The sequence below is a fragment of the Neobacillus drentensis genome (genome assembly GCF_036965645.1).
GTDB classification, from domain to species: domain Bacteria; phylum Bacillota; class Bacilli; order Bacillales; family Cytobacillaceae; genus Neobacillus; species Neobacillus drentensis_D.
In genome coordinates, this window is record NZ_JBALPZ010000059.1 from 15690 (window position 1) to 28607 (window position 12918).

Annotated in this window: 11 protein-coding genes and 1 riboswitch; of the genes, 5 read left to right on the forward strand and 6 right to left on the reverse strand. The window is 39.3% G+C overall.

Going from position 1 to position 12918, the window contains the following annotated elements; translation table 11 throughout:
• The coding region (locus V7266_RS12490) for an FAD-dependent monooxygenase (protein WP_335468211.1) at positions 1-907 on the reverse strand (907 nt) is incomplete at its 3' end.
• 483 nt (positions 908-1390) lie between these two features.
• On the opposite strand from V7266_RS12490, the gene V7266_RS12495 reads away from it, so the two are divergent.
• Both V7266_RS12495 and V7266_RS12500 read left to right on the forward strand, forming a co-directional pair.
• Entirely contained in the window at positions 1391-2176 is a 786-nt protein-coding gene (locus V7266_RS12495) for an IclR family transcriptional regulator (protein ID WP_335468212.1), read from the forward strand.
• 277 nt (positions 2177-2453) lie between these two features.
• Entirely contained in the window at positions 2454-3806 is a 1353-nt protein-coding gene (locus V7266_RS12500; RefSeq protein ID WP_335468213.1) for an MFS transporter, read from the forward strand.
• 77 nt (positions 3807-3883) lie between these two features.
• Here V7266_RS12500 and V7266_RS12505 read toward each other — a convergent pair whose 3' ends face one another.
• Positions 3884-5083 carry a phosphoglycerate dehydrogenase gene (locus V7266_RS12505; RefSeq protein ID WP_335468214.1) on the reverse strand — a complete coding sequence of 400 codons (1200 nt, stop codon included), beginning with the start codon at positions 5081-5083 and terminating at the stop codon, positions 3884-3886.
• A gap of 147 nt (positions 5084-5230) precedes the next feature.
• A riboswitch (ZMP/ZTP riboswitch) is annotated at positions 5231-5309 on the reverse strand.
• 532 nt (positions 5310-5841) lie between these two features.
• Here V7266_RS12505 and V7266_RS12510 point away from each other — a divergent pair.
• Together V7266_RS12510 and rlmN are read left to right on the forward strand one after the other, a co-directional pair.
• The gene (locus V7266_RS12510) at positions 5842-6633 is read left to right on the forward strand and encodes a TRM11 family SAM-dependent methyltransferase (RefSeq protein ID WP_335468215.1); all 792 of its coding nucleotides are present in this window, start codon (positions 5842-5844) and stop codon (positions 6631-6633) included.
• An 86-nt stretch (positions 6634-6719) separates the two neighbouring features.
• Positions 6720-7778, forward strand: coding sequence for a 23S rRNA (adenine(2503)-C(2))-methyltransferase RlmN (rlmN, locus tag V7266_RS12515; RefSeq protein WP_335468216.1), 1059 nt, complete (start codon positions 6720-6722; stop codon positions 7776-7778).
• Positions 7779-7861: 83 nt separating this feature from the next.
• Here the strand turns inward: rlmN and fabF are convergent, their stop codons facing one another.
• The 4 genes from fabF to V7266_RS12535 all read right to left on the reverse strand — a co-directional run bounded on the left by fabF (position 7862) and on the right by V7266_RS12535 (position 11872).
• A complete protein-coding gene (fabF, locus tag V7266_RS12520) occupies positions 7862-9106 on the reverse strand; it encodes a beta-ketoacyl-ACP synthase II (protein ID WP_335468222.1) in 1245 nt (414 codons plus the stop codon).
• A 196-nt stretch (positions 9107-9302) separates the two neighbouring features.
• Complete coding sequence (locus tag V7266_RS12525) at positions 9303-10415, reverse strand: cupin domain-containing protein (RefSeq protein WP_335468217.1); 1113 nt, start codon at positions 10413-10415, stop codon at positions 9303-9305.
• Between the two features lie 18 nt (positions 10416-10433).
• Entirely contained in the window at positions 10434-10922 is a 489-nt protein-coding gene (locus V7266_RS12530; protein ID WP_335468218.1) for a DinB family protein, read from the reverse strand.
• A complete protein-coding gene (locus V7266_RS12535) occupies positions 10922-11872 on the reverse strand; it encodes a fumarylacetoacetate hydrolase family protein (protein ID WP_335468219.1) in 951 nt (316 codons plus the stop codon). Before V7266_RS12535 ends, V7266_RS12530 begins: the two co-directional genes overlap by 1 nt.
• A 253-nt stretch (positions 11873-12125) precedes the next feature.
• Here V7266_RS12535 and V7266_RS12540 point away from each other — a divergent pair, with 253 nt between their 5' ends.
• A complete protein-coding gene (locus tag V7266_RS12540) occupies positions 12126-12887 on the forward strand; it encodes an IclR family transcriptional regulator (RefSeq protein ID WP_335468220.1) in 762 nt (253 codons plus the stop codon).
• Positions 12888-12918: the final 31 nt, after the last annotated feature.

Below are 12918 nucleotides of genomic sequence, written 5' to 3' on the forward strand. Positions count from 1 at the left end.
AGTATTGAAGCATTGGATGTGCAGCATCACCTAGGAGAGTGAATTTCCCTTTCGTCCAATTCTCAATTGGCTCACGGTCATACATTGGCCAGCGGATTTGACGTTGTATGAATGATAAAGCAGTTTCAACAAGAGGGTGACAGCCTTCAAATACTCGGTCCATTTCTTCAGGAGTTCCCCAGTCATCAGAACCTACCTTATAGTTAGAGCTTTTAAAGACAACAACTTGGTTATATAATTCTCCTCTGCGTACAGGATACTGAACGACATGAAGGTTCGGACCGATCCACATAATGACATCATCCATATTGGCATCAGAACTAATTTCAGTAATAGGAATCGTGCCCCGATATGCCACATAATGGGAACAAATTGGCTGATCATCGGAAAAATACTTACGGGTTTTTGACCAGAGACCATCCGCTCCAATAACCGCTATTCCTGTAAATTGTTCTCCCCTTTGATTTGTAACTGTTACACCTGCTGCAGTTTCTTCAACTTGTTCAATAACCTGGTCGTTAATAAGGCTGATAAGTGGATTCTTTTCACATGCTTCGAATAATACTCGGTGTAAATCTGAACGATGCAATACAATGTAAGGAAAACCGTATTTCGCCTTAAAATCTTCCCCTAAATCTAGGGACGATAATTCCCTTCCTGTATAAACATCTTTTAATACAAGCCGTTGTGGAAAAACTGCATACTTTGCAATTTCATCCGCAAGCCCAAACCGGTCTAGGACTGCCATTGCATTAGGTCCCATCTGAATCCCTGCCCCAATCTCTCCAAACTGAGGTGCTTGTTCGAATACCACCGTTTTCTGACCTGCTTCTGCTGCTGCAAGTGCAGCCCCTAATCCACCAATTCCGCCGCCAATCACAAGTACTGCTTTTTCTAACTTAGTCATTATTTCATCCCCCATTTTTAATTTAAATCCCCTTTTAATCAAAACGCCTTTCATTCCTTCCCCTTGTAAACGGATTCATTTATTAGGTCATTGAGTCTTTTTTCAACCATTCCTGCTCCTCTAAAGAATACGCTTGCAAAAGTAAGCACCTTCGGTTTGGTCTTCGAATTCTCCTAAGAAATAAATATTTCGGCTTCCCACAAATTCTGTAAAAATTCCCAATGACCTTGAATGAAGTACCTTGTAAAGGAAGGTTTTCTTTCAATCAATAACAAATATCTCTTCTTTTTCATCACCTCAGATAAGCATTATCGAAATAGATAACTCTTTTCTCTATTTATATAATAGAATGAAATTTATAATGTTGTCAATATTATCAATAAAAAATGTATTCAGAATCTTAATCCTTAATTTTTATAGTAGGATATGGGTAAACTGCTATGCTAAGATATGAATAAGATAGGGTTCAATAGGAGGATTAGAATGGAAGGCTTAAAAAAAGGAACAACCATTCAATCATTGCAGGTAGGAATGGGGATTGTAGATTTAATTGCCAAACAAGGAATGCCGTTAAAATTTACAGATATTCACGATTTAACAAAGGTAACCAAAAGTAATTTGTATAAATACTTAAATACTTTTACTCAATTAGGAATCCTTTATCGTTACAAAGATTCAGGTGAATATGTTCTGGGAAGCAGGTTAATTGAATACGGGATGTCTGCAGTAGACCAAGAAAATGTTATTGACCGAATCACACCATATCTGCAAGACATTAACATGAAATGTTCGAGTACCGTACTTTTTTCCAGCTGGACTCATAATGGTCCTATGGTTGTTAAAGAGATTAACACAAACCGAGGGTTTAATATTGGAGCTCAGAAAGGAACCCTTCTTCCCATCCATTCTTCAACAGGAAAATTGTTTATGGCCTTCATGGATGAGCATTTGATTCGTGAATGGAAGGAGAAAGAATTCATGCAGCTCCCATCAGAACGGGTTAGTAAACTTGAGGAAGAACGCAGATTCATTCAGGAGAGGAAAATTGCCTTTGCAAGGGAACCCCTAGTTTCATCTGTATCCTCTGTTTCTTTCCCTGTATTTAACTTCAAAGAGAAACTCCTAGGAGCAGTAACGATTGTAGGCTTTTCCGAGTTAATACCTCAAGACGAAGAAAATGAGCTAAGTCAATATTTGATCCAAATAAGCAAAGAATTATCTATAGGGTTTGGATATCGAGCAGCTGCAGATGTGAATGATAATGAATAGAAGGTAAACAAAAAAGCGGGGGAAATCCTCGCTTTTTTTAATTATCTTAAATTAATAGAATCAAAACTCCACTCTGCCTGTATTAGTTTACAGAAAAATATTAATATTTAATTTTTTATATTGAAATTTTATGATTCTCTGTTTATAATCTCTAAATAGATAACAATATTCACTATTTTTATAGTAGGAGTGGTGTTTAGTAAGTGAAATGACCAATCTAAATGCATTTTAGTAAGCGTTATCATTACTTTTAAAGGTAAAATAAGGGGGAGATCACTTGGCAGCTATTAATACCGCAGAGATTATTGCTAAAAGTAAATTTAGCCGTTTTCATCTAGGCTTACTTCTATGGAGTTTCTTTATTATTTCATTTGATGGATATGATTTGGTAGTATACGGAACCGTAGTACCAACCCTAATTGAAAAATGGCACCTTACTCCTGTCGAAGCAGGTGCTATCGGAACGTACGGATTATTTGGGATGATGTTCGGTGCCATAATCTTCGGAACACTAGCAGATCGAATTGGAAGAAAAAGTGTTATTAGTATTACGTTAATTTTGTTTAGTTTATTTACATTCTTATGCGGCTTTGCCAATTCACCTACTGTTTTCTCAACCTTACGCTTCTTTGCAGGATTAGGACTAGGAGGAATCATGCCGAATGTCATCGCCTTGTTGACAGATTATGCCCCAAAAACAATGAGAAGTATGGTCGTTTCCATTGTGCTGTGCGGCTATTCGGTCGGAGGAATCCTCGCTCCTTTATTAGGAATTCTTTTAATGCCTAATTTCGGCTGGCAATCTATCTTTTGGTTTGCAGGTCTGCCTCTATTACTATTGCCGTTTATTCATAAGCAATTACCGGAAACGGCTAGTTACTTGATTCGAAAAGGTAAAAAAGAAAAATTATTTTCCACTCTTGCAAGGCTAAATCCAGAATTGAAATTTAATCAGAATGATGAATTTGTAGAAATAAAATCAAAAGAGTCTAGCCTTCCAGTTATTGATCTATTTAAAAATAAGAGGGGATTAAGTACTCTTATGTTTTGGGCTGCCTTTTTCAGCTGCTTATTGATGGTTTACGGTTTAAATACTTGGCTTCCAAAGTTAATGATTGAAGCAGGATATGGACTAAATTCAAGTTTAGCTTTCTTAATTGCTCTTCAAGGCGGAGCCATTATTGGAACGCTGATAATCGGACGACTTTGTGATAAATACGGTGCCAAAAAGATGCTTGTTCCAATGTATGCCTCAGGTGCAATTGCATTGACCATCCTGGGATTTGGAGGAAATTCCTTTTTGATTTACCTCTTAGTAGCGATTGCAGGTGCTGCGACAATTGGTGCACAAAATATTGTACAGGCCTATGTATCCCAATACTATCCTCCATACGTCAGATCCACTGCCTTAGGGATGGCATCTGGTATAGGTAGAATTGGCGGTATGCTTGGACCACTATTAGGGGGATTCCTCTTATCGATTTCTTTACCCATACACATGAATTTCATTGCATTTGCCATTCCAGGCTTAATAGCGGCATTGGCCCTTGCATTAGTACCAGCGAAGAATGCCCACAACCATGAAAGCGATACCAACTCAGAGTCTATTATGAAAGTCACCAATCTATAATGAATAAAGCACAGGGACGGTTCTAATGCTCCACCTGAGCAGGAGAACCGTCCCTGTGCTTCTTTTATTTTAATTGATTAGATAATACGAGCTGTTACGATTCCTTCGATTTGGTTGATTTTCTCTACCAATCCAGGAATGATATCGCCGTTTACTTCATCTTCAATGTCAATCATCGTATAGGCAAATCCGTTGCGGCTTCTGTTCACCATGTCTGCGATGTTCAAATTATAGCTAGAAAGGGCTGATGTGATCTGCCCAACCATATTTGGAATGTTTTTGTGGAAAGCTGCGACACGACGTTTTCCTGTGTAAGGAAGCTCAGCGTTTGGAAAATTGACTGAGTTTTTAATGTTTCCTGTTTCCAAAAATTCCTTCACCTGACGAGCTGCCATAATGGCACAGTTTTCCTCTGATTCCGCCGTTGAAGCGCCAAGATGAGGAATGGAAATCGTATTTTTCATTTTTAATACCGTTTCATTCGGGAAGTCTGTAATATACCTGCCAACGGTTCCTTCTTCAAGTGCTACCGCCATATCCACTTCATTTACTAACTCACCACGGGAGAAGTTCAAAATATGAACACCAGGCTTCATAATGCTAAATGTATTTTGATTAAACATCCCTTTTGTATCATTGGTTAAAGGCACGTGAACAGTAATATAATCTGACTCAGCGAACAACTGTTCAATTGTCATAGCCCGCTGTACATTACGAGACAAGTTCCATGCTGTATCAACAGAAATGAACGGGTCAAACCCGATTACATCCATATCTAAATCAAGGGCATCATTCGCTACAAGCGCACCGATTGCACCTAAACCGATAATCCCGAGCGTCTTTCCTTTAATTTCTTTCCCTACGAATTGCTTTTTCCCTGCTTCGACAAGCTTAGGCACCTGGTCTCCTTCGCCTTCTAATGTCTTTGTCCAAGCTACACCAGCAAAAAGGTTACGAGAGGAAGAAATCAATGAAGTTAGTACCATCTCTTTTACCGCATTCGCATTAGCACCAGGTGTATTAAATACCACAATTCCTTGATCCGTGCATTTGTCGACGGGAATATTATTTACACCAGCTCCAGCACGTGCAATTGCTTTTAAGTTATCGCCAAATTCAAGTGAGTGCATATTAAAACTGCGAACAACAATCGCATCAGGATTTTCACTGTCATTATCAATTGAAAAATTCCCCTTATTGAATACCTTTAACCCGCTCTCTGCGATATTATTTAATGTTTTAATTGTTTTCACGTTGTCTAAAACTAGTGTGCTCATCCTGTATACCTCACTTTAGATATGATAGTTTTTTAATTTCCTCATTTATCCTTACACCATGCAAAACTACTAAAGTTTCTTTCTACAAAATTATGGAAGATCGCCTCCTAATATACAGAAAGAGGTAAGGGATCCTTCTTCTTCCCTTACCTCTGCCCAGGCGAACGGCTTCGATACTATGTGCTCCCTCACGGTTATCCGCGTTTCGCCAGTTACACATAGCCTTTTAAATTTATTTGTATTTTAACAAATATTCTAATACTTTTCAATTGAAAAATAATGCAATTTTGTTACCAATTTGCACAATCTAATATATTAGGCTGCAGTTATTCTATTTATTTTTTATCATATCAAAAAACTGCTCGCATCTTTATTTCAACGTCCTGATAAATTCACAATCAGCACATCATCTGCTGTTGGAGTTTCCGCTGGTTCTACTCCCATAAAGTGGATATCTTTTACTTAATAGTTATTTTTAATTATGCGTCGTTTCTTGGTATAATAAATCAGTTAATAATTTTGATGATTATTATTACTGTTTTTCAGATAACTCTTGAGGTGAAGTTGAAATAGATATATTACTAAATAAACAAAAATTGGATGTTAACCAAGGATTAACCACCTATATATACACGTACGCCTTTTCTGATGATGAGCGCTCATTGTGTGCTTTGGAAATGCGATCTTTTTTCGGTGATGTATCTCAATCTAACGTTTTGGAAACCTTCGTAAAAATTGATCCGTCGCGAAGTCCGTTTATGAAAGAACGAATTAGTGTGATATATGAAGCGCATAGCCTTGAGGATCTGTACAAGCAGGTAGAAACTTTACAAATGAACGGGGTAACTTTTAAAGTTATATATGTAAAAAATAGGGATCTTCCAAAAAATAAACAAGATGGATTCGAGAAACGGCGTGAAATTGAACGAAAGATTGGGTTACACATTAAGGGTAAAGCAGATCTTCGTCATCCAGATCGATTGTTTGGCGTCATGCATGTAAACGAAAAATGGGTATTCGGTGAGTATGTAAAAAGTGAGTCGGTTTGGTTTAGACACCAACAGAAGCCAAATGGTTATTCCACCGCACTCAACACACGCGTTGCTAGAGCTGTAGTCAATATCGCCATCCCAAATCCAAACGGAATTAAGGCAATCGATCCATGCTGTGGAATTGGCACCGTCCTAGTCGAAGCCCGATCAATGGGAATTGATATGGTCGGAAGCGACCGAAATCAGCTGATTATCCCAGGAGCACGAGAAAACATGATGTACTTTGGTCTTAATGGAGAAATAAACTTAGCAGATATGCGTGATATCACCAATCATTATGATGTAGCCATAATTGATTTGCCTTATAATTTGTGTTCGGTAATAACTCCTGAAGAGCAACTGGAAATGCTTCAGAGTGCACGAAGGTTTGCAAATAAAGTAGTCGTGGTCACCGTTGAACCCGTAGATGAAATCCTAATTAAAGCAGGTTTTTCGATTATGGATCGAGCTGTTGCTAAAAAAGGGTTATTTATTCGAGAAGTGGTTATATGTAATTGATTAATCTCAATTTAAAGCCTTATTCAATTACATAATAAAGCAATTTAAATGTTAAAAAGGGATGTTTAATGAAAAGAGGGAACGTAATGATTAAAGAATCCATATATGGATTAACTATAGATAAATTGGCAGCATGGCTGCTTGAGAACGGTCATAAAAAGTCGAGGGCACAACAAATTTGGGAATATCTTTATCAAAGGCGTGTTACATCTTTCTCTGATATGACGGATGTTAATCAGGCGTGTGTTCAACTCCTGTCAGACAACTTCGCGATCCAAACCTTACAGGAGCATATTAAGCAAGAATCAGCCGATGGAACGATTAAGTTCTTGTTCAAATTGCAGGACGGCAACTTAATTGAAACGGTTTTAATGCGACAAAAATATGGCCTTTCGGTTTGTGTAACCACGCAAGTAGGATGTAATATAGGATGCAGTTTTTGCGCGAGCGGTTTATTAGCAAAAAGCCGGGATTTATCCAGCGGAGAAATTGTCGAGCAGATTATGAACGTTCAATTGCATCTGGACAAAAAAGGCCAAGGAGAAAAGGTAAGTCATGTGGTCGTGATGGGAATCGGTGAACCATTTGATAATTTTGAAAATCTATTAGACTTTATCAAGGTGATCAAGGATGATAAAGGGCTTGCCATTGCTGCTAGACGTATCACCGTATCAACCAGCGGTCTTGCAGACAAGATTGTTGAATTTGCGGACAAACAATTGCAGGTAAACTTGGCCGTCTCCTTACATGCGCCAAATAATGAGCTGCGCACTCGTATTATGAAAATAAACCGAGCCATTCCAATTGAAAAACTTATGAAGGCGATGGAGTATTATATAGAAAAAACAAATCGTCGGATTACGATTGAATATATTCTGTTGAGGGATGTAAATGATCATAAGCAAGAAGCCGAGCAGCTTGCCTCACTTCTTCGTCCTCTAGGACAACAGGTCTATGTGAACTTAATACCCTATAATCCAGTGGATGAACATAGTCAATACCAAAGAAGTGAACAGGAGTCGGTTCTCTCGTTTTATGATACGTTGAAAAAAGGCGGGATCAATTGCAAAATCCGCCAAGAACATGGAACAGACATTGATGCCGCGTGCGGACAGTTAAGAAGCAAACAAATTAGAAAAGTATAAGCTCAATCATCTTAAAAAAGGTATCTAAAAGATTTTTAGATACCTTCTTTTTATTTACCTTCCTTCAGAGGACTCATCTATTGTTATTCAGTAAATTTTTTAAAAATCAATGTGGCATTATGACCGCCAAAACCTAATGAATTTGATAGGACCACTTGTACATCCTTCTTCTTCGCCGTATTTGGGACATAATCTAAGTCAAGTCCCTCATCTGGTGTTTCATAATTAATGGTTGGGGGAATGATGCCTTCCTTGATGGCTAAGAGCGAGATAATAGCCTCAATCGCTCCCGTTGCCCCCAATAGATGTCCTGTCATTGATTTGGTTGAGCTTACCGATAAATTATATGCATGCTCTTTAAACACTTCTTTAATTGCTAACGTTTCGAACAAATCATTATAATAAGTAGATGTTCCATGTGCATTGATATAATCTACTTGTTCTGGTGAGATTTCCGCATCCTGTAATGCTAATTTCATTGCACGCTGGGCGCCTTCTCCATTTGGCGCAGGAGTTGTAATATGATGGGCATCACCTGTAGCCCCATAGCCAATCAGTTCTCCATATATGCGGGCACCACGGGCCAAAGCATGCTCTAATTCTTCTAATACGACAATTCCAGCACCCTCGCCAATCACAAATCCATCCCGGTTCTTATCAAAGGGCCTGCTTGCTGTGTTGGGATCTGGATTTTTTGAAAGAGCGGTCATATTCGAGAAACCAGCAACAGTCATCTCTGTAATGGTTGCTTCTGTACCGCCGGCTACCATCATATCCACATCACCCTTTTGAATCACACGGAATGCATCACCGATGGAATTGGCCCCAGACGCACATGCGGTGACCGAACAATTGTTCATTCCTTTTGCTCCGAGTTCGATGGAAACCTGCCCTGCCGCCATGTCCGGAATAAACATGGGAATGGTAAACGGATTTACCCTTCTTTGGCCTTTTTCAATAAATTTCCGATGCTGTTCCTCAAATTCACCTAAGCCGCCAATTCCAGACCCTATCCAAACACCGATGCGTTCAGGCTGAATGTCCACACCGATTTCAATGCCTGCGTCCTGGACAGCCATTTTACTAGCAGCAACAGCGAACTGACTATAACGTCCCATTCTTCTTGCTTCTTTTTTATCTATAAATGCTTCTGGTTTAAAGTCTTTCACTTCAGCAGCAATTTTGACATCTACTTTTTCTACATCAAATATAGTCGCTGGACCAATACCTGAAACCCCTTTTTTAATGTTATCCCATGTTGTAAGAGCATCATTCCCTACAGGAGTAACGGCTCCAATACCTGTAATCACAACTCTATTCATTTTAATGCTCTCCCCCGCTATTTTAATTAAATCGCAAACGAATCATCTGCATTTCCTTATATTTTAACTAATTCAGGGGGTTAAGGGAAGCACGGGGACGGTTCTCATGCTTCTGGAGCATGAGAACCGTCCCCGTGCTCCCACCTCCTCTTCCCAGAAGAAAAGCCGTCCTTCGATATAATGGAAGGTACGGCTTTTCAAGTTAGGCCAATTTTGGTTTGAATTCACCTATGATGGTTTGATGGCCTTTATTTTGTTCGTATGGTTGTGACTGCTCAAGGTCAAATTGTTCCATAATTGGCAGGTCACTGACTGAGAACAGATATGAATCTTCATCGGCTACATGCTCATGCCATGCCCAGTTTGGAACGACAAAATAGTCTCCTGCTGACCAGTCAAAACGGACACCATTGATGACACTGTATCCTGACCCTTTATAAACATTATAAATTGTCGCATGGGTGTGGCGATGTGCTTTGGAATGATATCCTTTGGGAAGCTTCTGCATCCATGATGCAATATTTTTATTAGCCGTTTCACCTGTTGATGGGTTGATGTACTCTACAGCATAACCATCATATTGGTCAGGCTCATATCTGCCTAAACCTCTAATGGCATCCTCCGTTTTGTTCCATTTATATGCACCAAGTGGAGCAGACTTTGGATAGCGGTCTGCGATTGGCCGAACCATTCCTCCCTCATAACGGTGAGAAGAGAAGTTATCTGGTACTTTCGGTTCTTCAAGTTTCTCTGGATAAGGCTCAAAGAAGGTACCACCCATGGAATAAACCACTGGAATATCCAGCACATCCATCCAAATCATTGGCTTATCACCAATATGACCATGACCATGCCAAAGATTCTTTGGTGTAATTAGGAAATCTCCTTCTTCCATAAAGATCCGCTCACCTTGGACAATCGTATACGCACCTTCACCGTGTGTAATAAAACGCAGTGCGGCTTGTGAATGACGATGTGATGGAGCTTTCTCGCCTGGTAAGATCAATTGTGCAGCCGCATAAAGAGTTTGAGTCGTCGAAGCCCAGCCCCACGGCTGCCGATACGTTAAGCCTGGGTTTTGGAAATAAATCGCTCTTCTTTCTCCGCCGCGATCAGGAGTAAAGATAGTTGAAGCCTCCATTAATTTTTTATAAATCACTTCGCCCTTCCACAAATAGGCCTTCGCCTGAGGTTCTGGCTGTTTATGCATTAATGCCGGGATTGCCTCCCAAAGCGGTCCGAGATTATATTGTTCAAGATCTTTATTAAAGTCCAATACCAACTTACTACTCATAAATTCTGTTTTCTCAGCCATTAAAAACCCTCCTCCTTATTAACCTAGTTTCGATAGATTTCGTTGAATTTGTCCTAAATGCTTACTCGCATGCTCCACAATTAAATGATTCACTATAAACGAGATTGGTTTTGTTCCAAAGTTAGGATTACGACTCGGTGCTTCCGCTGCTAGAGTATCGCTGTCTAAGCTGCCGAGTTCTTCTTCCACTTGATCTTTTAATCTAGTAAGTTCATTAACAATTTCCTCTACACTTCGCTGATCCGCAGCTTCAACTGCATCAAGGCGGGCCTGCTGAAGGTGATTCCTTCCCCATTCAGTTCCAGGATTCGCTTTTAATTCATTGATTTCACCGATCCAATAGGGAATAGCTTCTAAGACATGACATAAGATTTCCATGATGGACCATTCTTCCTCGCTTGGTCTCCAGCGAATGGTTTCCTCAGAAAGTGCGTTGGTTGTTTTAATCATTTGTTCTAACGATTGTTGAACCGATTCTATAGCTGGCTGAATCGTGGTCATTGTCATTATAATTTCACCTCAACAGCCACTTTTTTGACCGTGTTTTCTAGTGACCCAATTTCATCAATTTCGATTTTGACGACATCTCCATCTTTAAGGAAGGTCTGCGGGTTCATTGCAAATCCTACTCCGCCTGGAGTACCTGTTAAAATGACATCTCCTGGTTCAAGTGTCATCAAGTTAGATAAAAATTCAACTAAGTATTGAACAGAGAATACAAGATTAGCAGTATTCGTATGCTGTCTTTCTTCACCGTTCACTGTTAATACGACCTCTAAACCAGATGGGTTTTCTAGTTCATCGGTTGTGATAAGCCATGGACCCATTGGGGCGCTTCCCTCAACTGTTTTTCCTTGTAACCATTGAATGGTACGGCGCTGAATGTCACGGTAAGTAACATCATTTACAATCGTGTAACCGGCCACATAGTCTAACGCATCTTCTTGTGATACATTCCTTGCTCTCTTTCCAATAACAAAAGCAAATTCCGCTTCATAATCAAGCTGCTCTGAAATTGGGAAGAACGGAATATCGTCTTGCGGACCAATAACAGTATTAGCAAACTTTGCAAATACAACCGGATGCTGTGGAATTTCACGTTTCATTTCCAAAATATGTTCCCGATAATTATGACCAACACAGATCATTTTCCCTGGATTTGGAACAGGCGCTTCTACTTTTACCTCATCTAAGGACAAGACAAGTTTGCGGCCTTTGTCTTCTTTCGTTTTTAGGGCATATTCAATTGCTTCCTCAGCTTTCGCTAAACTTTCCTTGCCCCCTTGTAGAAGACCATTTATGTCTGCAGGAACATATGCTTCAGCAATTTGGCGGTAGCGAACCTGCCCCTCTGATTCTTGCAATGATTGGTAAGCCAAATTCAAATCAATTACATTGCTGCCTTCCACTGCTCCTACACGAGAAACCCCTTCTCTTGAAAACGTTATCAATTTCATTTGTCCATTCTCCCCTTTTGGTTTTTATGTGTCATTTCCTGTTCTTTCATTGCTAAGTAATTTGATATTCATCGTATCCACTAATAAGATACAATGGTCACTATTATGATAAATCAGTATTCTGACAATTGTCAATATTAACATTATAAAAAATAAATTTTGGAGTTAATCTTATGTCTGTCTCTTTAAAAGTAAGATAGAGTTTGTTATTTTAAAAACATATAAACTATCGGTAGATGTATTGGAGGGCAATATGGAAAATGTTAAAAAAGGGGCTACCATTCAATCCTTAGAAATTGGTATGGGGATTATTGATTTAATTGCTAAACACGGAAGGCCAATTAAATTTTCTGAAATTCAAGAGCTTTCACAGACAACAAAGAGTAACCTTTATAAATATTTGAACACCTTTACTCAATTGGGAATCCTGTATCGTGATAAGGGGTCTGGTGCCTACTTACTTGGGAGCAAATTAGTGGAATACGGCATGGCGGCGGTCGACCAGGAAAATGTCCTGGATCGGATTACGCCTAACTTAGAACTGCTTAATAGCAAAACTTCCAGTACGGTGTTGTTTTCTATTTGGACCAATAATGGACCAATGGTTATTAAGATGTTTAATGTAAGCCAAGGATTTAATATTGGAGCAACCATTGGAACGCTGCTGCCGCTGTTTTCTGCTGCTGGTAAAATTTTTATGGCTTTTTCGAATCAGGATATTATTCAGAGCTGGAAAGAAAGTGAAAGCCAAAGGATCCCCCAAAAACAACTTCAACAACTGGAAAAAGAGATTTTGACCATTAAGGAAAAAGAAATTGCATTTGCAAGAGAGCCGCTTGTACCTTCCGTCTCCTCAGTTTCTTTTCCAGTTCTAAATTACAAAAAGGATCTATTAGGTGCGGTGGCCATTGTAGGCTTTTCCGATCAAATACCGAAAAACGAAAGTGATACTCACAGCGAGTTTATTTTGGAGATTAGCCGTCAGATATCTGAGAGCTTTGGCTATAGATCGTAGAATAAAAATCACGGGGACGGTTCTCCTGCTT

What these genes read in the sequence shown, in the direction of transcription:
- V7266_RS12495 (WP_335468212.1), top strand. Translation starts at nt 1,391, where the DNA reads ATGGAAGGCTTAAAAAAAGGAACAACCATTCAATCATTGCAGGTAGGA.
- V7266_RS12505 (WP_335468214.1), bottom strand. Translation starts at nt 5,083, where the DNA reads ATGAGCACACTAGTTTTAGACAACGTGAAAACAATTAAAACATTAAAT.
- V7266_RS12510 (WP_335468215.1), top strand. Translation starts at nt 5,842, where the DNA reads ATGAAAGAACGAATTAGTGTGATATATGAAGCGCATAGCCTTGAGGAT.
- rlmN (WP_335468216.1), top strand. Translation starts at nt 6,720, where the DNA reads ATGATTAAAGAATCCATATATGGATTAACTATAGATAAATTGGCAGCA.
- V7266_RS12525 (WP_335468217.1), bottom strand. Translation starts at nt 10,415, where the DNA reads ATGGCTGAGAAAACAGAATTTATGAGTAGTAAGTTGGTATTGGACTTT.
- V7266_RS12530 (WP_335468218.1), bottom strand. Translation starts at nt 10,922, where the DNA reads ATGACAATGACCACGATTCAGCCAGCTATAGAATCGGTTCAACAATCG.
- V7266_RS12535 (WP_335468219.1), bottom strand. Translation starts at nt 11,872, where the DNA reads ATGAAATTGATAACGTTTTCAAGAGAAGGGGTTTCTCGTGTAGGAGCA.
- V7266_RS12540 (WP_335468220.1), top strand. Translation starts at nt 12,126, where the DNA reads ATGGAAAATGTTAAAAAAGGGGCTACCATTCAATCCTTAGAAATTGGT.